Source organism: Paraburkholderia sp. BCC1886 (assembly GCF_900996245.1).
In the GTDB taxonomy this organism is placed as follows: domain Bacteria; phylum Pseudomonadota; class Gammaproteobacteria; order Burkholderiales; family Burkholderiaceae; genus Paraburkholderia.
This window is the reverse complement of the sequence record NZ_CAAJGK010000038.1, coordinates 158,769-183,525: the sequence shown is the minus strand read 5'-3', so window position 1 is coordinate 183,525 and position 24,757 is coordinate 158,769. Positions and strand designations below refer to the sequence as shown.

The 24,757-nt window shown below is 63.7% G+C and carries 19 protein-coding genes, 1 tRNA gene and 1 riboswitch; of the genes, 9 read left to right on the top strand and 11 right to left on the bottom strand.

The features are described from left to right. Window positions 1-15 precede the first annotated feature (15 nt). From FQ746_RS08170 to FQ746_RS08155, 4 genes are all read right to left on the bottom strand, one after another. Window positions 16-231, bottom strand: a complete 216-nt coding sequence (locus tag FQ746_RS08170; RefSeq protein WP_144108429.1) for a hypothetical protein — start codon at window positions 229-231, stop codon at window positions 16-18. 34 nt (window positions 232-265) lie between these two features. After that, window positions 266-580, bottom strand: a complete 315-nt coding sequence (locus FQ746_RS08165; protein ID WP_260853938.1) for a hypothetical protein — start codon at window positions 578-580, stop codon at window positions 266-268. 34 nt (window positions 581-614) lie between these two features. Further along, window positions 615-724: riboswitch (SAM-I-IV-variant riboswitch) on the bottom strand. 289 nt (window positions 725-1,013) lie between these two features. Further along, window positions 1,014-1,088: transfer RNA gene (locus FQ746_RS08160), tRNA-Arg, on the bottom strand. Window positions 1,089-1,224: 136 nt separating this feature from the next. Next, on the bottom strand, window positions 1,225-1,416 hold the full coding sequence (locus FQ746_RS08155) for a rubredoxin (RefSeq protein WP_144108427.1): 192 nt from the start codon (window positions 1,414-1,416) through the stop codon (window positions 1,225-1,227). A gap of 264 nt (window positions 1,417-1,680) precedes the next feature. Here FQ746_RS08155 and FQ746_RS08150 point away from each other — a divergent pair, with 264 nt between their 5' ends. The 5 genes from FQ746_RS08150 (at window position 1,681) to FQ746_RS08130 (ending at window position 9,676) form a co-directional block, all read left to right on the top strand. After that, window positions 1,681-2,082 carry a DUF4399 domain-containing protein gene (locus tag FQ746_RS08150; RefSeq protein WP_144108426.1) on the top strand — a complete coding sequence of 134 codons (402 nt, stop codon included), beginning with the start codon at window positions 1,681-1,683 and terminating at the stop codon, window positions 2,080-2,082. Window positions 2,083-2,309: 227 nt separating this feature from the next. Next, the gene (locus FQ746_RS08145) at window positions 2,310-4,235 is read left to right on the top strand and encodes an ATP-binding cassette domain-containing protein (protein ID WP_144108425.1); all 1,926 of its coding nucleotides are present in this window, start codon (window positions 2,310-2,312) and stop codon (window positions 4,233-4,235) included. 349 nt (window positions 4,236-4,584) lie between these two features. Next, window positions 4,585-6,570, top strand: coding sequence for a DNA topoisomerase IV subunit B (locus FQ746_RS08140; protein WP_144108424.1), 1,986 nt, complete (start codon window positions 4,585-4,587; stop codon window positions 6,568-6,570). Window positions 6,571-6,637: 67 nt separating this feature from the next. Next, window positions 6,638-8,962 (top strand): DNA topoisomerase IV subunit A, encoded by a 2,325-nt coding sequence (parC, locus tag FQ746_RS08135; protein ID WP_144108423.1) that lies wholly within the window; start codon window positions 6,638-6,640, stop codon window positions 8,960-8,962. 255 nt (window positions 8,963-9,217) lie between these two features. Continuing rightward, window positions 9,218-9,676 carry a CopD family protein gene (locus FQ746_RS08130; RefSeq protein ID WP_144108422.1) on the top strand — a complete coding sequence of 153 codons (459 nt, stop codon included), beginning with the start codon at window positions 9,218-9,220 and terminating at the stop codon, window positions 9,674-9,676. Window positions 9,677-9,754: 78 nt separating this feature from the next. On the opposite strand, the gene FQ746_RS08125 is transcribed toward FQ746_RS08130, so the two are convergent. The 5 genes from FQ746_RS08125 to FQ746_RS08105 form a co-directional block, all read right to left on the bottom strand. Beyond that, window positions 9,755-12,118, bottom strand: coding sequence for an EAL domain-containing protein (locus FQ746_RS08125; protein ID WP_144108421.1), 2,364 nt, complete (start codon window positions 12,116-12,118; stop codon window positions 9,755-9,757). A 375-nt stretch (window positions 12,119-12,493) separates the two neighbouring features. Then, window positions 12,494-13,405, bottom strand: coding sequence for a PhzF family phenazine biosynthesis protein (locus FQ746_RS08120; protein WP_144108420.1), 912 nt, complete (start codon window positions 13,403-13,405; stop codon window positions 12,494-12,496). 184 nt (window positions 13,406-13,589) lie between these two features. After that, on the bottom strand, window positions 13,590-14,054 hold the full coding sequence (locus FQ746_RS08115) for a RidA family protein (protein WP_144108419.1): 465 nt from the start codon (window positions 14,052-14,054) through the stop codon (window positions 13,590-13,592). 61 nt (window positions 14,055-14,115) lie between these two features. Further along, window positions 14,116-15,312, bottom strand: coding sequence for a PLP-dependent aminotransferase family protein (locus FQ746_RS08110; protein WP_144108418.1), 1,197 nt, complete (start codon window positions 15,310-15,312; stop codon window positions 14,116-14,118). A gap of 78 nt (window positions 15,313-15,390) precedes the next feature. Then, window positions 15,391-16,089 carry a VOC family protein gene (locus FQ746_RS08105; protein ID WP_144108417.1) on the bottom strand — a complete coding sequence of 233 codons (699 nt, stop codon included), beginning with the start codon at window positions 16,087-16,089 and terminating at the stop codon, window positions 15,391-15,393. Window positions 16,090-16,308: 219 nt separating this feature from the next. Here FQ746_RS08105 and FQ746_RS08100 point away from each other — a divergent pair, with 219 nt between their 5' ends. Together FQ746_RS08100 and htpG are read left to right on the top strand one after the other, a co-directional pair. Next, window positions 16,309-17,847 carry a PLP-dependent aminotransferase family protein gene (locus FQ746_RS08100; protein WP_260853937.1) on the top strand — a complete coding sequence of 513 codons (1,539 nt, stop codon included), beginning with the start codon at window positions 16,309-16,311 and terminating at the stop codon, window positions 17,845-17,847. Between the two features lie 66 nt (window positions 17,848-17,913). Beyond that, complete coding sequence (gene htpG / locus FQ746_RS08095) at window positions 17,914-19,812, top strand: molecular chaperone HtpG (RefSeq protein ID WP_144108416.1); 1,899 nt, start codon at window positions 17,914-17,916, stop codon at window positions 19,810-19,812. A 77-nt stretch (window positions 19,813-19,889) separates the two neighbouring features. Here the strand turns inward: htpG and FQ746_RS08090 are convergent, their stop codons facing one another. Further along, entirely contained in the window at window positions 19,890-20,165 is a 276-nt protein-coding gene (locus tag FQ746_RS08090; RefSeq protein WP_144108415.1) for a hypothetical protein, read from the bottom strand. A gap of 159 nt (window positions 20,166-20,324) precedes the next feature. Here FQ746_RS08090 and FQ746_RS08085 point away from each other — a divergent pair, with 159 nt between their 5' ends. Together FQ746_RS08085 and FQ746_RS08080 are read left to right on the top strand one after the other, a co-directional pair. Further along, window positions 20,325-22,172 carry a hypothetical protein gene (locus tag FQ746_RS08085; protein ID WP_260853936.1) on the top strand — a complete coding sequence of 616 codons (1,848 nt, stop codon included), beginning with the start codon at window positions 20,325-20,327 and terminating at the stop codon, window positions 22,170-22,172. Between the two features lie 4 nt (window positions 22,173-22,176). After that, entirely contained in the window at window positions 22,177-24,066 is a 1,890-nt protein-coding gene (locus FQ746_RS08080) for a hypothetical protein (RefSeq protein WP_260853935.1), read from the top strand. On the opposite strand, the gene FQ746_RS08075 is transcribed toward FQ746_RS08080, so the two are convergent. Continuing rightward, on the bottom strand, window positions 24,020-24,526 hold the full coding sequence (locus FQ746_RS08075) for an OmpA family protein (protein ID WP_144108414.1): 507 nt from the start codon (window positions 24,524-24,526) through the stop codon (window positions 24,020-24,022). The genes FQ746_RS08080 and FQ746_RS08075 overlap by 47 nt on opposite strands. Window positions 24,527-24,757: the final 231 nt, after the last annotated feature.

Below are 24,757 nucleotides of genomic sequence, written 5' to 3'. Positions count from 1 at the left end.
TCGCCGTGGCCGGAGCTAATGCTGGCCGGCGTTCAGCAACATCCAGATTTGACCGGCTTGCCGCCCCGAGAGCACGCGCGTGAACACTGCGCTGCACCGGCCGCAGACGTAGTGCTGGTTCGGGCTCGCCGTATCAGGGGTGCCCGGGGCAAGCGTATCGTGCGGTTCGACGCTGGATGGCCGACCGTACAGATCGGCGCAGGCGGCACAGGGTTGTATCCAGAGTTCCATGGAGAGCCAAAGTTGGGCCGGCGGCGCGGCCCGTTCAGCGCGTTGCCGTGGCAACGAACAGATGTTCGAGTTTCGATCTCAGGTTGCCTTCGAGCCCGCTCAAGCCATCGCGAAGCAATCTTGCCTGCGACTCGGTGAGCTCACGAACGATGATCTTGTGTTCGAGGACGTCGGCACGGCGGACCATGGTCCAGCGCTCGATCTTACCGTTGGATCCTGCAATGTGCGATTCGATCGCGCCGTTGACGCGCGCGTCGGCGCGAGAAACGAGACGGAAGATGTGGCTCAGCTGATAGTGAGGGAGGAGGGTGCAACTGTCGCCCGAATTCGAGCCTGTTTCCAAAGTCATGACTTGCTCCATGTCTGGAAGAAACCGGTGCAAGCCGCTCCCGTTTCTTTGCCGTTGAAAGGCCGCATCCCTCTTGGAGGAGGACTCCACCTTGCCCGGGGCGGGCAGGTTGGCGTCGGCGAAAGCCGACTCTTGATGCTGTGAATTTCCTGATCCGGTTGTCGGGAAGGTTCTCTAAACCGAACGGGGTTCCAATATAGCGAAAATGCGATGGATGTGCAACGACGCGGGCGGGGTGGTGCGGCGGGCGTTTGCGGGTCGTGAATGCGGTGCGCGGGCCGCGATCCGAACGCGCTTTGAAAGCGAAAAAGCCCGCGGGGCGGCGGGCTCTTTTGCTGCGCCAATCTGGCGCGGGCGTGAAGTGTTGCCACTCCGTTTTACGCCAGGCTGTTCGCTGTTTCCTGCTGGGTAAGGCTTTTGGGACGTCGTCTCGTGGTCCCCCTGACAGGAATCGAACCTGTATCTAGCGCTTAGGAGGCACTTGTTCTATCCATTGAACTACAGGGAGAAGACCGGACCCGAGCCCAGTACACCAGCGAGCGCAGAGTATATCAAACGTGCCCAGCCGCGAGGAGTGCGGTGCATGGCCCGCCGCAACCGCCGGCCTGACAAAACGCACCCACCCCCGCCAATTCGCCCGTCTTTCAGAACTCGACTACCGCAAACTCCGACTTGCTGACGTCGCACAGCGGGCAGCGCCAGTCTTCGGCAATCTCGGCGAAACGCGTGCCTGCCGCGATACCTTCCTCAGGCAGGCCTTCTTCTTCGTTGTAGATCCAGCCGCAAATCAGGCAGACCCAACTCTTGTATTCAGTCACTTCAATTACTTCGCTCACGACGTACTCTTCTCTCTTTTAATGCAGTGAATCACTCGCTCTGCCCCTTTTTGTGGCATTGCGACAGTCCGCAATACTACCGGAATTTTCAAAAGAAACCGTGGCTTAGCATCGGACTACGTCGTAAAACGAGCCGCGAAACGTCCGAATTGGTCGATGCGTTCTGTCACTCGCAGCGTGTATCCTCTGACTCCGCAACGAGCCTTTCGCGCTCACGCGGCGCGCTGCGAGCGACTCGTACGTTTTCCTTCAAGGAGCAGAACGATGTTGAAAAACAAGTGGTTGATCAGTGCGGCATTGGCCGGCTTGCTCGCCGTGACGGGCGTGGCGCAGGCCGCCAGCGTTTCTTTCGTGCAACCGGCCGATGGCGCGACCGTCAGCAACCCGGTGCATGTCGTGTTCGGCGTGGAAGGCCTGAAGATCGCCCCGGCCGGGACGATGACCGAAGGCACCGGGCATCATCACCTGTTGATCGACGGCCAGGCGCTGCCGAAGGGCGAGGTGATCCCCGCCAACGACAAATCGCTGCATTTCGGCAAAGGGCAGACAGAAACCGATCTGACGCTGCCGCCGGGCGACCACACGCTCACGCTTCAGTTCGGCGACGGCGCTCACCGTTCGTATGGTCCGGAGTTGAGCAAAACCATCACGGTGCACGTGAAGTAAACCGGCGCGGGCTGCGCGGCGGGTGACTGCGAACCGCTGCGGACCGCGGCGGCCAACCGCCGCCGCAGCACGTCCTACGCAGTCCCACGGGCTCGCATCCCGAACCGCCTGCCTCGGCCGTCCGTCAAGCCGGCCGTCCGATCTATCTCTTCCGGCGGACAGGCACCGGCGCCCGCGCCCGGTACAATGACCAGTTCCGACTCATCGCTGTCCTTCTCCAATTCTCCATGTCGCTTTACACCATTACCGGAGCCCAACTGGCTTTCGGTCACGTCGCGTTGCTCGATCACGCGGATTTCTCCCTCGAAGCGGGCGAACGCGTCGGGCTGATCGGCCGCAATGGCGCGGGCAAATCGTCGCTGCTGAAAATCGTCGCCGAATTGTCCAGGCCGGACGACGGGCTCATCACGCGGCAAAGCAGCCTCACCACGGTCTACGTGCCGCAGGAGCCCGAATTCGACACGGACGACACGGTGTTCGACGCGGTGGCCGCGGGCCTGACACACGCCCGCGCGTTGCTGGATGAATACGACGCGGTCGCCAATCAACTCTCCGACGAAGCGGAAGGCGCGCAGTACGACGAGCTCATGTCGCGCATGAACACGCTGCAGTCCGCGCTGGACCATGCGGACGCCTGGAACTGGAGCACCCGCGTCGCCACCACGCTGCAGCAAATCGGCCTGAATGGCGAAGCGCGCGTCGGCTCGCTGTCGGGCGGTATGCAGAAGCGCGTGGCTTTGGCGCGCGCGCTGGTCGTGCAGCCGGACGTGCTGCTGCTCGACGAGCCGACCAACCATCTGGATTTCGACGGCATCCGCTGGCTCGAGGAACTGCTGGTGTCGCTGCGCGCGGGCCTGCTGTTCATCACCCACGACCGCGCATTTCTCGACCGGGTCGCCACGCGTATCGTCGAGCTGGATCGCGGGCGGCTGCTCTCGTATCCGGGCAATTTCAGCGCGTATCAGACCCGCAAGGCGCAGCAACTCGAAGTGGAGCAGGTCGAAGCGGCGAAGGCCGACAAGCTGCTCGCGCAGGAAGAAGTGTGGATCCGCAAGGGCGTGGAAGCGCGCCGCACCCGCAGCGTCGGCCGTATCGCGCGGCTGGTGGAAATGCGCAATCAGCGCGCCGAGCGTCGCAACGTGCAGGGCAACGTCAAACTCGACGTGGGCCAGGGCGAGAAGTCCGGCAAGATCGTCGCGGAACTGACCGACGTCACCAAGCGCTACGGTTCGCGTACGGTGGTCGACAACTTCACGGCCACCGTCATGCGTGGCGACAAGATCGGCTTCGTGGGTCCGAACGGCGCGGGCAAGACCACGCTGCTCAAAATGATTCTCGGCGAACTGGCGCCCGACGAAGGCACGGTACGCATCGGCACCAACCTGCAGGTCGCTTATTTCGACCAGATGCGCGCGCAACTGGACCTCGAAAAAAGTCTCGCCGACACGATCAGCCCCGGCAGCGAATGGGTCGAGGTCAACGGCCAGAAAAAACACGTCATGAGTTACCTGGGCGACTTCCTGTTCGCCCCCGAGCGCGCACGCTCGCCCATCAAGTCGCTGTCGGGCGGCGAGCGTAACCGCCTGTTGCTGGCGCGTCTGTTCGCGCGTCCGGCCAACGTGCTGGTGCTCGACGAACCGACCAACGACCTCGACATTCCGACGCTCGAACTGCTCGAAGAACTGCTCACCGAGTACGACGGCACGGTGCTGCTGGTCAGCCACGATCGCGCGTTTCTCGACAACGTCGCGACCTCGGTGATTGCGGCCGAAGGCGGCGGCAAGTGGCGCGAATACGTGGGCGGTTTCACGGACTGGCAAATCCAGCGCGACCGTTCCCAGCAGATGGCCGCGCAGCAGGCGCCGAAGGAAGTCGTCAAGGAGGCGCCGAAAGATTCCGCCGCCGAGCGCAACACGCCGCAGCGCGCCGCCAAGCTGTCGTTCAAGGAACAACGCGAACTCGAGGCCCTGCCGCAGCAGATCGCCGAGCTGGAAGCCGAACAGAAATCGATCGGCGCTCATCTCGAAGACGGCTCGCTGTTTGCGAAAAACCCTCAGGAAGGCACCCGTTTGACGGAGCGCTACGCGGAGATCGACGAAGCGTTGCTGGTCGCGCTGGAACGCTGGGACGAGCTGGAAAGCAAGCGCAAGTAAAGCGGCCGGGCGGCTTCGCAAGAGGCCGCCCGGAGCCGCGGTTGCCTGCGCCTCCGTGGGCGCAGCCGGCCCACACTTATCCAGATGGCTAATCCCGGGCCCGATGAATTGCCGCCAGGTTCGAAATCAGTAAAATACCCCGCGAACGGGTTTCCCCGGCGCCGCGCCGCCGCCGGGCGCGCCTCTCGAAGCCCCGCGACAGAACACGACAGAACGCGCTTGCCCGTACTGCGGGCAGCCCACCTAACCCCGTTGTTTCGTTTCGCTTTTTTTGAAAACTCAACGCATTGTCCACGGACCTGTCCACAGGACCTGTGGACAACGATGAATCGACGCACCCGAGTCAACCATGTCTACGAAAAAGCCAAACGCCGCGTATAGCGAAGCGTCGATCAAGGTGTTGAAGGGCCTGGAGCCGGTCAAGCAACGACCCGGCATGTACACCCGCACCGAAAATCCGCTGCACATCATTCAGGAAGTCATCGACAACGCGTCGGACGAGGCGCTAGGCGGCCACGGCCGGCAGATCACGGTCACGCTGCACGCGGACCATTCGGTGTCGGTCGAAGACGACGGCCGCGGCATCCCGTTCGGCCTGCACCCGGAAGAAGGCGTGCCGGTCGTCGAAATTGTCTTCACGCGTCTGCACGCGGGCGGCAAGTTCGACAAAGCCGCAGGCGGCGCCTACACGTTCTCGGGCGGTCTGCACGGCGTCGGCGTGTCGGTCACCAACGCGCTGTCCACCCGCCTCGACGTCACCGTGTGGCGCGAAGGCAGAGTCGCCGATCTGAGTTTTGCGAACGGCGACGTCGCCAAACAACTCGAAGTGCGCGCCGCCAGCAAGGGCGAAAAGAAATCCGGCACGCGCGTTACCGCGTGGGCCAATCCGAAATACTTCGATTCGCCGAACCTGCCGCTCGGCGAACTGCAACGCCTGCTGCGCTCGAAGGCGGTGTTGCTGCCAGGCGTCGAAGTCACGCTCATCAACGAAAAAACCGGCGAACAGCAAAGCTGGAAGTACGAAGACGGTCTGCGCGGCTATCTGCTGGAAGGCATGAACGGCAGCGACCTGCTGATTCCGCTGTTCGAGGGCGAGCGCTACGTCGAGAACTCGCGCGCCAGCGAAGAAACTTTCGCGGAAGGCGAGGGCGCCGCATGGGTGGTCGCGTGGAGCGAGGAGGGCACGCTCATGCGCGAGTCGTACGTCAACCTGATTCCCACGCCCGCGGGCGGCACGCACGAATCCGGTCTGCGCGACGGCCTGTTTCAGGCGGTCAAGAGCTTCGTCGAACTGCACAACCTGCAGCCCAAAGGCGTCAAGCTGCTGGCGGAAGACGTGTTCGCGCGCGTCTCGTTCGTGCTGTCGGCCAAGGTGCTCGACCCGCAGTTCCAAGGGCAGATCAAGGAACGCCTGAACAGCCGCGACGCGGTGAAACTGGTGTCGTCGTTCGCGCGGCCGGCGCTGGAGCTGTGGCTGAACCAGCACGTCGAACACGGCAAGAAGCTCGCCGACCTCGTCATCAAGCAGGCGCAGGCACGCACGCGGGCCGGGCAGAAAGTCGAGAAGCGCAAGAGCTCGGGCGTGGCCGTGTTGCCGGGCAAGCTGACCGATTGCGAGTCGACGGAAATCGGCCGCAACGAACTGTTTCTGGTCGAGGGCGACTCGGCGGGCGGTTCGGCGAAAATGGGCCGCGACAAGGAGTATCAGGCCATTTTGCCGCTGCGCGGCAAGGTGCTGAACACGTGGGAAACCGAGCGCGACCGGCTGTTCGCCAACAACGAAGTGCACGATATTTCGGTGGCCATCGGAGTCGATCCGCATAGCCCGGACGACAAGGTCGATCTGTCGAATCTGCGCTACGGCAAGATCTGCATTCTGTCGGACGCGGACGTCGACGGCTCGCACATCCAGGTGTTGCTGCTCACGTTGTTCTTCAAGCATTTTCCGCAACTCATCGAACGCGGTCACGTGTGCGTGGCGCGGCCGCCGCTATTCCGGGTCGACGCCCCCGCGCGCGGCAAAAAGCCCGCGCAGAAGCTGTACGCGCTCGACGACGGCGAACTCGAGGCGATCCTCGACAAGCTGCGCAAGGACGGTGTGCGCGACACGCAATGGTCGATCAGCCGCTTCAAGGGTCTCGGCGAAATGAGCGCGGAGCAGTTGTGGGACACCACGATGAACCCCGACACGCGGCGCCTGACGCCGGTGGCGCTCGGCGAACTCGACTACGACGCCACGGTGGCGCGCATGACCATGCTGATGGGCAAGGGCGAAGCGGCGTCGCGTCGCAGCTGGCTGGAAGAAAAAGGCAATGAAGTGGAAGCGGACATCTGAGCGCGGCGCGCTCCGGCACGCACGCTGCGTAACACCACTTCAAGCCATACACGGATACGGAATCTAGATGGACGACGACAACACTCTCGACCTTTTCAACGCACCGCCGCCGCCCGACGGCGACGTGCTCACGCTCGGCAATTACGCGGAAGGCGCGTATCTCGAGTATGCCGTGAGCGTGGTCAAGGGCCGCGCCCTGCCGGACGTCTGCGACGGACAGAAACCGGTGCAGCGCCGCATTCTGTACGCGATGAACGAGATGGGCCTGTCCGACAACGCGAAGCCGGTGAAGTCGGCACGCGTGGTCGGCGACGTGCTCGGCAAGTATCACCCGCACGGCGACCAGTCGGCGTACGACGCGCTGGTGCGCCTCGCTCAGGACTTTTCGATGCGCTATCCGCTCATCGACGGCCAGGGCAACTTCGGTTCGCGCGACGGCGACGGCGCGGCGGCGATGCGGTACACGGAAGCCCGTCTCACGCCCATCGCGAAGCTGCTGCTCGATGAAATCGATCAGGGCACGGTCGCCTTCATGCCGAACTACGACGGCTCGCAGGAAGAGCCGCGGCTGTTGCCGGGGCGCTTGCCGTTCGTGTTGCTGAACGGCGCATCCGGTATCGCGGTGGGTCTGGCGACGGAAATTCCTTCGCACAATCTTCGTGAAGTCGCGGCGGCCACGGTGGCCATGATCCGCAATCCGAAAATCGAGCACGCGGAGTTGATGCAGCACATCGCGGGTCCGGACTTCCCGGGCGGCGGCCAGATCATTTCGAGCGATGCGGAAATCTCCGCAGCTTATGAAAGCGGTCGCGGCAGCCTGAAGGTGCGGGCGCGCTGGAAAATCGAAGAACTCGCGCGCGGACAGTGGCAACTGGTCATTACCGAACTGCCGCCGAACACCGCCGCGCAGAAAGTGCTCGAGGAAATCGAAGAGCAAACCAATCCGAAAATCAAACTCGGCAAGAAGGCGCTCACGCCCGAGCAACTACAAACGCGGCAGACGCTGCTCGGCCTGCTCGACGCGGTGCGCGACGAGTCCGGCCGCGACGCGCCGGTTCGCCTCGTGTTCGAGCCGAAGTCGAGCCGTATCGATCAGGCCGATTTCGTCACCACACTGCTTGCGCATACCAGCCTCGAATCGAACGCGTCGCTGAACATGGTGATGGTGGGCGGCGACGGCCGTCCACGTCAGAAGGGTTTGAGCGAAGTCCTGCACGAGTGGATCGCGTTCCGCTTTGCTACGGTCACGCGTCGTACGCAGCATCGTTTGCAGAAGGTCGACGACCGCATCCATATTCTCGAAGGGCGGATGATCGTCTTCCTGAATATCGACGAAGTCATCCGCATCATTCGCAAATCGGACGAGCCGAAGGTCGCGTTGATGGCCGCCTTCGGTCTGTCCGACCGGCAGGCCGAAGACATTCTCGAAATCCGCTTGCGGCAACTCGCGCGGCTCGAGAAGATCAAGATCGAGAAGGAACTCTCCGAACTGCGTGACGAGAAGGCGAAGCTCGAAGAACTGCTCGGTAGCGAACCGGCAATGAAGCGTCTGCTCATCAAGGAAATCGAGAGCGACGCGAAGCATTACGGCGACGAGCGCCGCACGCTGATCCAGCAGGAAAAGCGCGCAACGTTCGAAGCGAAGGTGGTCGACGAGCCGGTCACGGTGGTGGTCTCGCAGAAGGGCTGGGTGCGCGCGCTGAAGGGGCATGGTCTGGATGTCGCGGGCTTCACCTTCAAGGCCGGCGACGGTCTGTACGCTGCGTTCCAGTGCCGCACGCCGGACATGCTGATCGGCTGGGGCAGCAATGGCCGCGTCTATTCGGTGGCCGTCTCTACGCTGCCAGGCGGACGCGGCGACGGCGTGCCGGTCACCTCGCTCATCGAACTCGAGTCGGGCAGCCATCTGATGCATTACTACGCAGCCTCGGCCGATCAGTCGCTGCTGCTTGCGTCGAGCACTGGCTTCGGCTTTATCGCGAAGGTCGGCGACATGGTCAGCCGTGTGAAGGCGGGCAAGTCGTTCATGACCATCGACGCCGGCGCCGTGCCGCTCGCACCCATGCCCATGCTGCCGGACGCGTCGCATGTCGCGTGTCTGTCGTCGGGTGGCCGCGTGCTGGTGTTCGGCCTCGACGAAATGAAGACGCTGTCGGGCGGCGGACGCGGTGTCACGCTAATGGCGCTCGACGATAAGGAAAACCTCATGCAGGCGCTGTCCATCGACAAGGCGGGAGTCATGCTGATCGGCACCCGCCGCGGCGGCCGTCTCGACGAGGAGAAGCTGAGCGGCGCCGCGCTGGCCGCGCATATCGGCAAGCGGGCGCGCAAGGGCCGCACGCCGGATTGCAAGATGAAGCTCGAAGGGATGCGTCCGGTGCTGGCCGGTTGAGGACCGCGAGGGCAACATCGCGAGCAACGACGTAGCACCGTAGCACCGTAGCAAAAGCAGCCTGGGCGGGCTTGCCTCATCCGCCCAGGCTGCCGGTATCACGACAAAGACGACTTCCACCCCCACAACGACGAAGGCCTCGAAAGCCGACGATCACCGGAACTGCGCTTACATCGCGCGGTCGAATGCGCTCAATAGCCGCTGCAAATATCATTCGCCATAAGCGGCTCGGTGTCGTCGGGAGAGGAAAACAACATGAACAAGGCAATCGAGCTCGCGCTCTTTCTCCATCTGCTGGCTGTGGCAGTGTGGGTTGGTGGGATGGTATTTGCGCATTTCTGTCTGCGCCCGGCCATTGCCGATCTCTCGCCGCAATTACGTCTGCCGTTGTGGGAATCGGTGTTTAGCCGCTTCTTCAACTGGGTGGCAGCGGCCGTGCTGGTGATACTCGTCACCGGTGGTTTCCTGCTGATGCAGTACGGCGGCGGTCACGCCACGTGGCCTCTGCACGCCATGGCCGGCCTCGGCATCGTGATGATGCTGATCTTTGGACACATCCGGTTCGCGGTTTTCCCGCGCATCCGCCGTGCGGTACAGGCGCAGAAATGGCCGGACGGCGCGCGAGCGGTCGGCACCATCCGGCGCCTCGTGTTGATCAACATCGTGCTGGGTGTGGTGACGATCGGCGTCGCCGTGTTGTCGCGCGGGTTTTAACCAGCAGGTCTGGTTCGAGAAAGCGTCCGCTTCAACGGCTTATCGCTCAGCCGCTCAGCCGCTCAGCCGCTCAGCCGCTCAATCATGAGCGCTGGGCACGCTGCGCCCAGTGTGGATGCTGCCGTTTTCCTGGCTCGCCTCACGCCCGGCCATCCCGCAGACGCCGAACCGTTCCATCAACGCTGCAATCGCCTCCACCGGCACCGGTCGTGAAAACAGGAAGCCTTGCGCTTCGATATGACCGAGGGCCGTGAGCCATGCAATCTGCTCTTCGGTTTCGGTGCCTTCCACCACCACCGTCAACCCGAGCGAGCGCGCGAGATTGACGATCGCGGTGACCATCACGCAGACGCTGCGGTCGCCGGGAATCGCCTGGATAAACGACTTGTCGACCTTGAGCGTGTCCACCGAAAAGCGGTTCAGATACGACAGCGACGAATAGCCGGTACCAAAATCGTCGAGCGCGATGCGCACACCCAAACGCTTCAGCGCGAAGATTTTCTCGGAGACGAGTTCGGGATATTCCATCATCGCCGTCTCGGTAATTTCGAGTTCCAGGCGGCGTGCCGAGATGCCGCTTTCCTCGATCGCGCGCGAGATGGTTTCGTACAGATCGCCGCGCCAGAACTGCACCGCCGAAATGTTCACCGCCAGCGACAGCGTGTCGTAACCCTGTTGCTGCCATAGCGCCAGTTGCCGGCACGCGGTGTCGATCACGAAGTCGCCGATCGGCACGATCAGACCCGTGGATTCGGCCACCGGAATGAATTCGTTAGCGGGAATCAGCCCATGCTGCGGATGATTCCAGCGCACCAACGCTTCGAAGCCGGTAATGCAGCGGTGTGTCAGATCGATCTTCGGCTGGTAGGCGAGAAACAGTTGCCCTTCGGCTAGCGCGACCCGCAGTTGCTGCTCCCAGCGCATCAGATGATCCGCGCGATGCGACAGTTGCTGCGAATAGAACTGGTAGCAGTTCTTGCCGGCGTCCTTCGCGCTATACATCGCGAGGTCGGCCTTTTTCAGCAGATCGATTTCGCCTTCATTGGCGACCGAATGCAGCGCGATGCCGATGCTCGCATGCAGCACGAACGAACTGCCGCGCACTTCGAACGGTTTGGCGAAGGCTTCGGCGGCGGCTTCGGCAAGCGCGACCGCCTGCTTCTCGACCTCGTCGCCCTTGATGACGACCACGAACTCGTCGCCGCCGATGCGGCTCAGCGTGCCGCCATTGCCGACCGCGCTGGCGAGGCGCGCGGCGGTCATCTGCAGCACGATGTCGCCGGCGTTGTGGCCGAGCGTGTCGTTGACGGTCTTGAAGTTGTCGAGGTCGATGAACAGAATCGCGAGACGGCCGAGATTGGCCGGTTGCGCGACGTCGTGGCGCAGGCTTTGCAAGGTTGCATAGCGATTGCGCAGGCCGGTGAGCAGATCGTATTCGACCAGATGCGTCATTTCGCGCTCGCGTCCCAGCAGCTTGCCGATCAGGCCGGTGGCCACCGCGAAGAAGCTCAGCATGGCGAGCGAGATGAAGCCCGCCATCAGCAGATAGACATTGCGCGTGTGGTTGTAGTCGGCAAACTCTTCGGCTTGCGACAGACCCACCAGCACGCCGAGCGGATAGCCGTCGATATGCCGGTACGAGACGATGCGCGTGACGTTGTCGATGGAATCGACATAGGTGCCCGACACGTGCTCCGAGGTCGGATAAGAACCGCTGGCCGAGAACGTGCCGTTGGTGCTGTCGGTGCTGCCGGTGCGGCGCGCGAGTATGGCGCCGTTGTCCGAGATCACGGCAATCACGCCGTCGCGCCCGATCGCCGCATTGTTATAGAAGTCGCTGGTGAAGTAGCTGGGGTCTTCCGAGACGACGACCACGCCCGCGAACGAGCCGTCGGGATGATTCAGCCGCCGCGTCATCTGCAAGGTCCAGTGGCCCGACACGCGGCCGAGCACCGGCTTGCTGATATACAACTGGTCGTCGTTCTCGTGTTCGTGGACCTTGAAGTGCTCGCGGTCCGACAGGTCGATGTGTTTGGGGTTGAGTTCGGCGGTGTTCGCAATCAGTTCGCCATGCTCGTCGATCAATGAAACCTGGACGAGTGTTTCGCTTTGCACCACGCCTTTTTCCACCGTGCCCGCAAGGTCGAAATGACCCGGCGATTTTTCGAATTCGTATTTGACGAAGCGGGTGATCTGGTCGACCTGGTGAATCGCCTTGACCGTGTGCTGTTCCAGCGCCGAAGAAAGAATCGCGGACGACGCCATGGCCTCGCGATACGTGGCTTCCTTTTCCACCGAGAGCCGCGCGAAGATCACTGCCCACAGCAGAATCAGCACCAATACGCCGAGCGCCGGAATGACGAGTAGAGCGCGGCGGCGTGAAACGGCGGGGTCGCGCCTCGCGGAAGTGTCGCGTGGATCGGAGAAGCGGGATTGGCTCATTGGTCGGCCCGTGTTCCGGAGCCGGCCGGTTGGAACCGCGCGGACGACGACTGCGCTGAATTCATGGATGGTTGTATTTTGAGCGAGGTGCCGGTACTGCTACGCAAGTGACGGGACCGTGGCATGGAAACTGACCAACCGCAGATCATCGGGAACGTTTCGATCTTACTTAATGCACGAGCATTACGGAAGCGCTCCATCATCGGGTTAACACGGGCGCGGCGACGTGCCCCGGGTGTCGGTATTCTCCGTTGGCAACGGCGGCCCGTCGCTTCGGGTGTTGGGTCGGGGCGAGGCTTTCAGGATCGCCCTTGCTCGAGCAGGAGCGGGCGTCCATCCAGCCTTTCATCATGCGGCATGCATCGACGAAGGCGCTCACGCGACCCGGAAGGTGCCGTCGACGATCGTCACCGAGGCGCCCCCGATCCACGTTTTGCCATTCGCATCGTCGTAGCGAACGTCGACCTGACCGGCCCGGCCGAGCACCGTGCCCTGCCGGGCGGTGTAGCGCTCGCCGGGGCGCAGTTGCTGTGCGCTCAGCAGACCGGCCAGCGCGGCATTCGCACTGCCGGTGACCGGATCTTCGCCGACGCCGAAGGCGCCGCCTGTCATCAGGCAGCGCACTTCGAAGGTGGCCGGACCGTCGGCGTCATGCGGGCCGTACACGGCAACGCCGTGCGTGTCGACCGATTGCACGATCTCCGCGAGCGCTGCCGCATCGGGTTCGATCGCGAGACACGCAGCCGCCGAGTCGAGGCGCACGACGAGCCACGGCGCGCCGTTGTCGACCGCGCAAGGAGGCGCGCTGAAATCGATTGCCGTGGTGCGCAAAGCCGCCGAGAGCGCTGCGTAGTGTGTTTCGGGCAGTGGCGTCACGCGCGCGGGCGGCGCGGCGAAAGCCCAGAGCGCGGCGTCCGCGTCTTGCGCGTCTGCCGCTTGCGACAGCGCTTTCAGTTCGACGAGACCCACGCCGCATTGCTGGATCAGCTTGCCCGGCTGCTTCGGCCGATAGCCGCTTTCGAGCAGCGCATGCGCGGTGCCGAGCGTGGGATGGCCCGCGAACGGCAACTCGCCGTGCGTGGTGAAGATGCGTACGCGGTAGTCGGCAGCGGGGTCGGTCGGCTCGAGCAGGAAGGTGGTTTCCGACAGGTTGGTCCAGTGCGCGATGCTCTGCATCTGCTGCGTATCGAGCGCTTCGGCGTCGAATACGACCGCTAGCGGATTGCCTTTGAACGGCACCGACGTGAACACGTCGACCTGTCTGAAACGAACCATGTTGGCGGGCATCGGGCGCGATCCTGCGAGTGCGGCGATTGAAAGGGCATCGCGGATTCTATCTGGTGAAGCGGTCGCGAGCCACCTCGTCACAAAGGTGGAGGGCCGCTGCCAGAGACAGGCGCAATAAAAAACGCGCCGCGGGTGCAGGGCACCTCGCGACGCGTCGAGTACAGCGCAGCCTTGTAGCCGACGCTTATTCGACTTCGGCGATCAATTCGATTTCGACGCATGCGCCCATCGGGATCTGCGCCACGCCGAACGCCGAACGCGCATGTTTGCCGCGCTCGCCGAACACGTCGGCGATGAGTTCGGACGCACCGTTCGTGACCAGATGCTGTTCGGTGAATTCGAGCGTCGAGTTGACGAGGCTCATCAGCTTGACGATGCGCGTGACACGGTTCAGGTCGCCCACGTGCGCGTGCAGCGTGGCGAGCAGGTCGATGGCGATCGAGCGTGCCGCGGCCTTGCCTTCTTCGGTGGTGAGCGTGGCGCCCAGCTTGCCGGCCCAGACCTTGCCGTCCTTCTTTGCAATGTGGCCGGACAGGTACACGGTGTTGCCGCTTTGCGCGCTCATCACATAAGCGGCTGCCGGTGCGCCGGCGGTGGGCAGTTCGATGCCCAGTTCCTTGAGCTTGTCGTAGACGTTGCTGTGTGCCATTTCGAGTCCCTGATTCGCGAGTTGGATAAAGCCGATAGGTCCGTTCGGGCGAGCGTGCCGCTCAAACCTTCGTGCGGATCAGCGCGGCGAGCGTCGACACGCCTTCGTCGATCTTCGCCGGCGGCACCGTCACGAACGACAGGCGCAGCGTGTTGTGTTGCGCTTCGTTCGCATAGAACGGGCCGCCCGGCACGAACGCGACGTTCTGCGCGACCGATTCTTCGAGCAGTTTCATCGTGTCGATCTGCGCGGGCAGCGTCACCCAGATGAACATGCCGCCTTCCGGGCGATTCCAGCTCACGCCGGCCGGCATGTGACGTTGCAACGAATCGAGCATGGCCGCGCACTGGTCGCGATAAAGCTCGCGGATGGTTGGCACGTGCGTGTCGAGGAAGCCGTCCTTGATCACTTCGTAGACGATGCGTTGCGTGAAGCTCGGCGTATGCAGATCGGTGGCCTGCTTGGCCTGCACGAGTTTGAAGATGAGTTCTTCCGGCGCGATGATGTAGCCGACCCGCAGGCCCGGCGCCAGCACCTTCGAGAACGAGCCGAGGTGGACGATGTGATCCGGCGCCATCGAGAGCATGGTGGGCAGCGGCTCGCCGGCGTAATCGAGTGCGCCGTACGGGTCGTCTTCGATGATGGGGAACGGCGCGGTCTTCGCGAGTTCGGCGAGTGCGCGGCGGCGTTCTACCGGCAGACGGCGGCCCGTGGGATTCTGGAAATTCGGTTGGGCGTACAGGAGACGGGCGCCGGCGGTCAGTTCGGGCGTGAGCGCCTCGGGAATCAGACCCTGCTCGTCGGTCGGCACCTGGACGTAGTTGGGTTCGTACATCGAGAACGATTGCAGCGCGCCGAGGTAGGTCGGGGTTTCGACCAGCACCGGGCTGTCCGGGCAGACCAGCACTTTGCCGAGCAGGTCGAGCGCCTGTTGCGAACCGGTGGTGATCAGCACCTGCGATGCGCGAATTTTCGCGCCGTTCACCGAGTAGCGTTGCGCGATCCATTCGCGCAGCGGCGCGTAGCCTTCGGTCGCGCTGTATTGCAAGGCGGCGGCGGGCGCGTCGCGCAGAATGCGGTCGGCGGCTTCGCGCATGCGTTCAGCCGGGAAGGTGGCCGGCGAGGGCAGGCCGCCTGCGAACGAAATGACTTCCGGCCGCTCCGTGACCTTCAGAATTTCGCGAATCGCCGAACTCGTGAGCTTGCGCGCGCGTTCTGACAGTTGCCACGTAGGGGCTTTCAAGTCGCTCTGGTCCATGCTTTCCTCTGCTCGTATCTCTGGGACGGGTCAAAAAAACGTCGATTATCGCGCGAGTTGGCGAGCTGCGCGCATTGCTTATTTAAGGGTCCGTAGACCTTCGGGTGTTTCGAACTCGGCGATCAACGCCGGAGCGCCGTCGTCGGGCTGGGGTTCCAGCGCAATCAGGTGTGCGGCGCCGAGCCATTGCAACTGCTCGGCGAGCGCCTCGATTCGGGGATGCTTGCCTTTCAAGGCTTTCAGCACGATGCCGGTTTCCGGCAGCACGTCCGACGGATGCCGCGGCGTGTCCCACTGGATCAGCGAGGGCAGCACGCCGTCGCCGACACCTTGCCAGGCCGGGAACGCGCCGTCGTCGGGGACGCTCAGGCTCCAGCCGAAATCGCCGCGCGTCATCGGCACGATCGGCGCGATGCGCTGCGGATACTGCTTTTGCCACGCTGCGAGTTGCCTGGGACGTTCGACGCGGGCTACCCAGTGAGACAGGTACGGGCCGCTCGCGAGACGGTCTTGCGTCGCCGGATCGTCGAGCGCGAAGAGTCGGGGCCGGGCGGGACTGCTGTCGTGCACGGCAGCCGCGGCCAGCGGATCCACTGCGATCACCTCCAGATACACGCCGCCCCACAGGTTCAGAAGCCGGTTGTGCGTGCGCATCAGCGGATGCGCGCCGCCGCCGGACGGCGCGACGCCCAGCGAATCGGCGACGTATTGCGTGCCTTCGTCCAGGGTACGGGCGGAAATCACAAGGTGATCGAGGCGGATCGAGTGAACGGTCATGGTGGATCGATGAATCGGTTACTGCGCCAACCACATGCGAAACCCGCGGCGAAATTCGGTGAGCGGGGCGACGGCTGGCGCTGCCGGGTCGTAAGCATAACCGTTTGCCGCTTCTCCCCGGCATCCCGTCTTGAATAAGTTCCCGAATGTAACGGCGCCCACCGGCACAGTAACGGTACAATCGCCGCGATACTATTCGGTACAGTCGGAGCCCCTGTCATGTCCGTGACGCTTGCCCATATTCCCGCCCCGCACGACACGGCGTCGCTGACGCTGGTCGAACAACTCGTTCAGTGGGCGCGTCGCCGCATCGAGGAACGCGTGTTCCGGCCGGGCATGCGCATGCCGTCCATCCGCAAGCTGGCGCTCGACAAAGGCGTGTCGCGCTTTACCGTGGTCGAAGCCTACGAACGGCTGGTCGCGCAGGGTTATCTGGAATCGCGGCGCGGCTCGGGTTTCTACGTACGCGAGCGGTTGACCGGCGCGGCGAGCGTCGACAGTTATACGAGCAGCCAGACGAGCGCGCAGGCCGCGCCCGCGCCCGCCACGATCGATGTGGTCTGGCTGCTGCGCAACATGCTGCACACGAGCGCGCGGCCCGAGCGCAGTCCCGGCCTCGGGTTTCTGCCGGCGCGCTGGCTCGACGGCGATCTCATCACCAACGCGTTGCGCACGCTGGGTCGCCAGAGCGGCGCGCATATGCTCGGCATCGGCTCGCCGCAAGGTTTTTTGCCGTTGCGCCAGCAATTGCAGACGCGGCTCGAAGAGATCGAAATCGGCGCGTCGCCGGATCAGATCGTGATGGTGTCCGGCATCACGCAGGCAATCGACCTGATCTCGCGCATCTACGTCAAGCCGGGCGACGCGGTGATCGTCGGCGATCCGGCCTGGTTCCAGATGTTCGGGCGCTTTGCGTCGCAGGGCGCGCGGCTCGTCGGCATGCCATACACGCCGGACGGCCCGGACCTCGATGCGCTCGAAACGCTGGTGCAAACCTGGCGCCCCAAAATGCTGGTGATCAATTCGGTGCTGCAGAACCCGACCGGCACATCGCTCACGGCCGCGCAGGCGTTCCGCATTCTGCGGCTGGCCGAAGCCTACGACTTCATCGTCGTCGAGGACGATATCTACGGCGACCTCTGTCCGCCCAGCCATGCCGGCACGCGGCTCGCCAGCCTCGACCAGTTGAAGCGCGTGATCTACCTCGGCAGTTTTTCGAAGACGCTCGCGCCGAATCTGCGCGTGGGCTTTGTCGCCTGCGCGCCGGAAGTGGCGACGGCGGTGGCCGATCAGAAGATGCTGGTCGGCATGACGAGCCCGGAGTTGAACGAGCGCGTGCTGTACAAAATTCTCACGGAAGGCCATTACCGGCGCCACGTCGAACGCCTGCGCGCGCGGCTCGACAGCGTGCGCGAGAAGTCGGTGCGCATGCTCGAGAAGACCGGGCTGAAGCTGTTCCTGACGCCGCCGGCCGGTATGTTCCTGTGGGCCGACACCGGCGTGGACGCCGACGGACTCGCTGCCGCCGGTCACGAAGCGGGCTTTCTGCTCGCACCGGGCAGCCTGTTCTCGCCGCAGCAATCGCCGACGACGTGGATGCGCTTCAATATCGCCAATTGCGGCGATCCGGAACTGGCCAGTTTTCTCGGCCGCTATCTGGAGAGCGTGGCGCGGCGCGGAGGCGTCCCCCTTGAAACCGCGCCGGATCGTCCCCAGTTAGGCGAACGATCTGGCGGCCCGGCTGGCAGTCCGGCTTGAACACCACTTCGGGCCCTGCGCCGCGCCCGACCCGAACCCCATTCGCAACGAAGAGGAAGTCCGACCATGGCACAAGAAACCATGAGCTTTCAGGCAGAAGTGAAACAGCTTCTGCACCTGATGATTCATTCGCTGTACAGCAACAAGGAAATTTTTCTGCGCGAGCTGATTTCGAACGCGTCCGACGCGTCCGACAAGCTGCGCTTCGAAGCCATCGAGAACAGCGCGCTGTACGAAAACGATCCGAATCTGCGGATTCGCGTGTCGTACGACAAGGCCGCGCGCACCATCACGCTCGAAGACAACGGCATCGGCATGAGCCGCGACGAGGCGATCGCCAACCTCGGCACGATCGCGCGCTCGGGCACCAAGGAATTCTTCGGCAAGCTCTCCGGCGACCAGCAGAAAGACGCGGCGCTGATCGGCCAGTTCGGCGTGGGCTTTTACTCGGGCTTCATCGTCGCCGAGCGCATCACGGTCGAATCGCGCCGCGCGGGCTTGCCCGCTTCGGAAGGCGTGCGCTGGGAAAGCGCGGGCGAGGGTGACTTCGCCGTCGAGCAGATTGAACGCGCGGCACGCGGCACGACCATCACGCTGCATCTGCGTGCCGACGAAGACGAACTGCTGTCGTCGCACCGCCTGAAGTCGATCATCCAGAAGTACTCGGACCACGTCGCGCTGCCCATCCTGATGGCCAAGGAAGAATGGGATGCGGAAAAGAGCGAGATGGTCACGAAGGACGAGGACGAGACCGTCAACCAGGCGAGTGCGCTGTGGACCCGTTCGAAGAACGACATCACCGAAGAACAGTACAAGCAGTTCTATCAGCATCTCGCGCACGATCACCAGGATCCGCTGACCTGGACGCATAACCGCGTCGAAGGCCGCAGCGAATACACGCAGTTGCTGTACGTGCCGACCCACGCGCCGTTCGACATGTTCAACCGCGATCATCGGGGTGGACTGAAGCTGTACGTGAAGCGCGTGTTCATCATGGACGATGCCGAGCAACTGTTGCCGGCGTATCTGCGTTTCGTGAAGGGCGTGGTCGATTCGGCCGATCTGCCGCTGAACGTGTCGCGCGAAATCCTGCAGGAAAGCCGCGATGTGAAGGCGATCCGCGAGGGCGTGACCAAGCGCTCGCTGTCGATGCTCGAAGAACTGGCCAACTCGGAGAACGAAGCGGACCGCGAAAAGTACGCCGGTTTCTGGAAGGAGTTCGGTCAGGTGCTGAAGGAAGGCATCGGCGAAGACTTCGCCAACCGCGACCGGATTGCGAAGCTGGTGCGTTTTGCATCGACGCATACCGAGTCGCCCGAGCAGACCGTGTCGCTCGCCGACTACGTCGCGCGCATGAAGCCCGAGCAGACCAAGATCTACTACGTGACCGCCGACGCGTGGCAAGCCGCCACCCACAGCCCGCACCTCGAAGTGTTCCGCAAGAAGGGCGTCGAAGTGCTGTTGCTGACCGATCGCGTGGACGAGTGGATGCTGTCGTTCCTGAACGAATTCGATGGCAAGCCGCTGCAGAGCGTGGCGCGCGGCGACCTCGATCTGGGCGCGCTGAACGATGAAGAGAAACAGGCGCAGGAAAAAGTCGGCGAAGAGTTCAAGCCGCTGGTCGAGAAGATGAAGGAGTCGTTGAAGGACAAGGCGAAGGACGTGCGTCTGACGTTCCGCCTGACCGATTCGCCTTCGTGCCTCGTCGCGGACGACGGCGAAATGAGCGGCTACCTGCAGCGCATGTTGAAGGCAGCGGGACAGGACGCGCCGGCGGTTCATCCGATTCTGGAAGTTAATCCGGAACACGCGCTGGTGAAGGGCTTGCATGCGGACAGCGCGAATTTCGACGACTGGTGCCACCTGCTGTTCGATCAGGCATTGCTGGCCGAAGGCGGCGCACTGGAAGACCCGGCGAGCTTCGTGAAACGCACCAACGCGTTGCTGTTGGCGCGGGCTGGTTGAGTGAAGTGGGATGGGCGTCTTCGCGACGCCCGTCGTTGAAAAAGCGCTGCTTCGGCAGCGCTTTTTTTGTATCGGCGTCAGCTTTGATAATCCGATACCACGCCGTGCAGATGACGCACTTGCGAGAGCACGCAACCGGCCAGTTCTTTGGCTTCGTAAGTGGACTCGTGGTCGCTCAACACCTTGGCGGCCAGACTGCCGATAGCCGTGCTGGTTTCTTTGTGCGTGTGATGCTGCGCGAGCGCGGAGCCGGCCAGTTCTTTCTCCAGATGCGAAGCTCCCGGACGTCGCAAAACGACAGCGGCCAGATGAGCGATGCGGTCCGACGTTTCCTTGTGATTAGTGGTGTTCACGTGTACTCCCTGCGGTTGGTTTTTCGAACGGAAAAATCATTATGGTTAACTGATTAAAACTAATCAACGACCTTAAATTGAGATTGGTTTATGAGACGCGAACTTCGGAACAGCCCTTAAGATTGCGCGCTCCCGTTGCGACAACTCCTCAGTTTTCTCATGTCCGTTTCCGTTCCGGCGCAGCCCGCCGATCCCGTGCATCTCTTATGGTCGATCCTGCGCGCTCAGGGTCTGGACGCCGCCGTGCAGCACGCGAGCCAACTCGCCGCAAGCGGCGTCACTGCGCAACTGCATGCCGACCTGCTGGCGAGCGCGGGCCATTTCGAAGCGGCGTATCACAGCGCGTCGCAGGCTCCCGCGGTTGCGAACGGCCTGCGTCATGCACGGCTCGCGCTATTTGCCGATGGGCTGGGCGACGCCGCCGGCGCGCAACGCCACAGCGAGCTGGCCGTGACCGCGCAGCCGTTTGCCGCGACGCTCGACTGGATCGTCTGGTTAATCGATCGTTGCGGCGCGCACACGGCCGCGGCGCACCTGCTGCGCGCCTACGAACGCGCCGTGCCGCGGGACGCGCGCGCTCCGTGGTGGCTGGCCATCGCGCTCGCCGGCACGCCCACCGAAAGCGCTCGCGCGGAACGTCACGAAGCGTTGCTGAGAGCGTATGCGCTCGACCCTATGCTCGATCCCGCGTTGCCGTTGCAACTCGTGCTGGCGCTGCGTGAACGTCGCGATTGGCCGCTGCTCGAGCGCGTATGCCGCGCCCGCCTCGCGCTGGACCCGACGGATGCCGAGATGGCCTGGCAACTCAGTCATGCGCAATGGCAGTGCAACGACGCGCGTGCCGCCGAGGCCACCATGCGCGCCGTGGATGCCGCCGCGCCGCGCCAGGCGGAGGTGCTCGCCGCGATCGGCATGTATCTCAACGAGCAGGCGCGTTACGAAGAAAGCGAAGTGGTGCTGCGCGCAGCGTTGAATGTCGATCCAGCCAGCGTGCAGGCGGCGGTCGATCTGGCGGATCTGGAATTGCGTCGCGGGGCGTGGTCGAGCGGCTGGCCGCGCTTCGAGGCGCGCCTCGCGCGGATGGACCGCGAGCCGAACAACATAGTCAGCCTGATGGCGCGACTGGCGCCGCGCTGGCAAGGCGAACCGCTCGCCGGCAAGACCCTGGTCGTGCACAGCGAGCAGGGCAATGGCGACGATATCCAGATGGTCCGGTTCGTCGCGCAGTTGGCCGAGCGGGTGCGCGTCGAAGGCGGCCGGCTGGTGCTCGCCGTGCGTCGCACGTTGTTGCCGTTGCTCGCGCGTCTTTACGACGATTGCGTCTCGATAGAAGACGGCCCGCTCGAACCGCCCGACTTCATCTTGCCGATGATGAGCCTGCCGCTAATGCTGGGCTTTCAGCCGCACCAGGTATGCGGCACGCCTTATCTACGGGCCGATGCGACGAGAGTGTCGGCATGGCGCGAGCGGATCCTGGGCAGCGCGCCCGACGCGCGGCTCAATGTCGGCCTCGTGTGGCGCGGCAGTCCGACACATCGGCGCGACGCGAAACGGTCGATTCCACTGACGGCGCTTTCGCCGTTGTGGAAGCTGCCGGGCGTCGTGTTTCATCCGCTCACGCCCGGCCTTCACGCCGATGTTGCCGCACTGGCCGAGCAGGGCGCGCGCGTGTGCGATCTGAGCGACGGCTATCTCGACGGATTCGACGACGTCGCCGCGCATCTCACCGTGCTCGACGCACTCGTGACCATCGACAGCGCGCCCTTGCATCTCGGCGGCGCGTTGGGCCGGCCGGTGTTCGCGATGCTCGATCATGTCTCGCACTGGTCGTGGGGCAACGTGGAGAAACAAAGCTGGTACGACTCGGTGCGGTTGTTCCGGCAGCCGCGGCCGGGCGACTGGGCGCCGGTCGTGGACCGGGTCGCGCTGCATATCGGGCAGTTGGCTTTCGACCGCACCGGGCATGCGGGCAAAGCCGATGTGCACCGTCCGGACGGGATGGCCTGAGCCGATGAACGAGCAAAGCGCACTGTCCCTGCCTGATCCTTTGCCATCGGCACAGCAGCATCTCGATGCAGCCGCGCTGATCGCGCAGGCCGATGCCAGCGCTGCGGCCGGCCAGCATCTTCAAGCGCTGCAGGCCTACCAGCGCGCGGTCGAACTCGAGCCCGCTAGTGCCGATCTGCTTCATTGTGTTGGTCTTGCGGCTTTTCGCGCGGACCGGATCGACCTCGCGTGCGGCTATCTCGATCGGGCCTTGCATCTCGCGCCGCATCGAGCGCAATGGTGGGAGCATCGTGGTTTGATCGCGGCGTTGGGCGGCGATCACGTCGCGGCCGAGGCGTTCTATCAGCGTGCGTTGTCGTTGAGCGGAGGCACGGCGAGCCAGCATCGAAACCTCGCCGATTCGTTGAAGCTGTCGGCGCGCGTGGACGAAGCGCGCACGCATTATCGGCTCGCACTCGACTTTGATCCGTCGCTGCGTCATGCGCTGCGTGCGCTCGCGCGAATCAGCACGGAACAGGCGGCGCGGGATGACGCCGCGGACTACTGGCTGCGCGCGTGGACCGTGGATCGTACCGATCGCGCCGACCTGCCAGAACTGTTCTCCGCACTCGCGAAAACGCAGCGCGACGCAGAACTACAAAGCGTGCTGGCCCAGCTCCGCAAGGACTTCGCCGCCGACCCGTCCGCGCTCCTGCAACTCGCCTTCGCGCTGAACGGCGTGGCCCGCTTCCGCGATGCCGCCAGCGTTGCAGCGCAAGGTCTCGCCATCGATCCGCACGACGCGCTGCTGCATCACAACGCGTCGTTCGCGTTCAACATGCTGGGCGACTCCTCGGCGATGCGGCAGCATGCCGGCGAGGCAGCGCGTCTGCTGCCCGAACACGCGCTGATGCAATTCAATTTCGCCGCGGCGCAACTTCGCGACGGCGATTTCACAGACGGCTGGCGGCGCTATGCATGGCACGAGGCGCTGCCGGAAAACGCCGATCTGGTGCGCCCGGATTTCCCCGAGTGGCGCGGTGAAGCGCTGGCCGGCTGCCGATTCCTTCTGATCGGCGAACAGGGGCTGGGCGATCAGATCCAGTTCTTATGTATGGCCGACTGGTTGCATCGTCAGGGCGCTATCGTCGATGTCTGGGTGGAAGATCCGTTGCGCGAAATAGCCGCCGATGCGGCCGGCGTGCATACGGCATGGAGCAGTGCGCCGCCCGGGCCGTACGACTACTGGTGCCGCATGCTGCGAATGCCGATGCACATGCAACTGAGCGAGCCGATGCTGCCGCTCGCCAGGTCCTACCTTGTCGCCGACGCCGCGAACGCGGCCCGCTGGGAAAGTCGTCTTAACGAAATCGCGGCCGGCGCATCGCCATCGCTATCGCCGAACGCGCCAGGACTGCGCGTGGGCATTGTCTGGGCAGGCAATCCCGCTTATGAACTGGACCGCTACCGCTCGATTCCATTGCAACAATGGCGATCACTTCTGGAGCAGCCGGACGTCACGTGGTTCTCACTGCAGAAGGGCGCCGCGCAAGATCAGGCGGATGCATGGTCCGTTCGGCCCGGTCTTCATAGGCTGGGGGCGGAAATCGACGGCTTCGCCGATACGCTGGCGATCGTCCAGTCGCTCGATCTGGTGATCACCGTCGATTCCGCCGTGGCTCACCTGGCCGGCGCGTGTGGCACGCCGGTCTGGCTGCTGGTGCCCACCTTCACCGACTGGCGCTGGATGACCGGCCGGGACGATAGCCCGTGGTATCCGTCGCTACGCCTTTTCAGGCAGCGCGAACTCGGCTGTTGGCAGCCGGTGCTGGACGACGTGGCGCGTGCGTTGCGCGAGCGTGTCGAACTCAAGGCTTGCCCATCAACGTCTCCATCGTCTCCCCGCGCACGGTGATTTCCGTGCGACGGTTCAGCGCGCGTCCTTCGGGCGTATCGTTGCTGGCGACCGGATCGTTGTACGCATTGCCTTTGGTGCGAATGCGACCGATCGGGATGCCACGCGCGACCAGCGCATAGCCGACCGCGGTCGCACGATCTTCGGATAGCTGCTGGTTGTACTCGAGGGTGCCGACGTTGTCGGTGTAGCCTTCGACGAGGATCGGCTTGCTGCTTCGCTTCAGCAGGACGGCCGAGCGGTCGACCACGGCGGAAGCATCGGCGCGCACTTCCGATTTGCCGAAATCGAACAACGCCGTCTCCGGCAGTTTGACGGCGACGCCGCCCGCAACCGGCGCCACTTCGATGCCGACTGCCTTGTTCAAACGTGTTTCCTTGTCGCGATTCAGCGGGCTGGCGCAACCGGTGACGAACAGGACCGCAAGGGCGCAAACCGTGGCTCTCAATGTTGTTTTCATCGTGTTTTATCTCCTTCTTTCTACGATTGTCTGGTGCGTTATCGGGAGTGCTCGTGGATGACAGCCGCGCCGTCGATCGCGTCGAGCACGAAGGTTTTATCGTGGGCCGTGGGTTTGGGAATATCGGAACTATCCGAATTCGAATCACGTCGCGTGGTTCTTAACCCGGTGCGTCGGAATGTGCGTCGCAGCTTGTCGGAGAAGGGCTGCGAGCTTGCCGATGTGCCGATA

Bases quoted from the DNA above. Each gene is read 5' to 3' on its own strand.
- FQ746_RS08170 (WP_144108429.1), bottom strand. From the start codon at position 231: ATGGAACTCTGGATACAACCCTGTGCCGCCTGCGCCGATCTGTACGGT.
- FQ746_RS08165 (WP_260853938.1), bottom strand. From the start codon at position 580: ATGACTTTGGAAACAGGCTCGAATTCGGGCGACAGTTGCACCCTCCTC.
- FQ746_RS08150 (WP_144108426.1), top strand. From the start codon at position 1,681: ATGTTGAAAAACAAGTGGTTGATCAGTGCGGCATTGGCCGGCTTGCTC.
- FQ746_RS08145 (WP_144108425.1), top strand. From the start codon at position 2,310: ATGTCGCTTTACACCATTACCGGAGCCCAACTGGCTTTCGGTCACGTC.
- FQ746_RS08140 (WP_144108424.1), top strand. From the start codon at position 4,585: ATGTCTACGAAAAAGCCAAACGCCGCGTATAGCGAAGCGTCGATCAAG.
- parC (WP_144108423.1), top strand. From the start codon at position 6,638: ATGGACGACGACAACACTCTCGACCTTTTCAACGCACCGCCGCCGCCC.
- FQ746_RS08130 (WP_144108422.1), top strand. From the start codon at position 9,218: ATGAACAAGGCAATCGAGCTCGCGCTCTTTCTCCATCTGCTGGCTGTG.
- FQ746_RS08125 (WP_144108421.1), bottom strand. From the start codon at position 12,118: ATGAGCCAATCCCGCTTCTCCGATCCACGCGACACTTCCGCGAGGCGC.
- FQ746_RS08120 (WP_144108420.1), bottom strand. From the start codon at position 13,405: ATGCCCGCCAACATGGTTCGTTTCAGACAGGTCGACGTGTTCACGTCG.
- FQ746_RS08115 (WP_144108419.1), bottom strand. From the start codon at position 14,054: ATGGCACACAGCAACGTCTACGACAAGCTCAAGGAACTGGGCATCGAA.
- FQ746_RS08110 (WP_144108418.1), bottom strand. From the start codon at position 15,312: ATGGACCAGAGCGACTTGAAAGCCCCTACGTGGCAACTGTCAGAACGC.
- FQ746_RS08105 (WP_144108417.1), bottom strand. From the start codon at position 16,089: ATGACCGTTCACTCGATCCGCCTCGATCACCTTGTGATTTCCGCCCGT.
- FQ746_RS08100 (WP_260853937.1), top strand. From the start codon at position 16,309: ATGTCCGTGACGCTTGCCCATATTCCCGCCCCGCACGACACGGCGTCG.
- htpG (WP_144108416.1), top strand. From the start codon at position 17,914: ATGGCACAAGAAACCATGAGCTTTCAGGCAGAAGTGAAACAGCTTCTG.
- FQ746_RS08085 (WP_260853936.1), top strand. From the start codon at position 20,325: ATGTCCGTTTCCGTTCCGGCGCAGCCCGCCGATCCCGTGCATCTCTTA.
- FQ746_RS08080 (WP_260853935.1), top strand. From the start codon at position 22,177: ATGAACGAGCAAAGCGCACTGTCCCTGCCTGATCCTTTGCCATCGGCA.
- FQ746_RS08075 (WP_144108414.1), bottom strand. From the start codon at position 24,526: ATGAAAACAACATTGAGAGCCACGGTTTGCGCCCTTGCGGTCCTGTTC.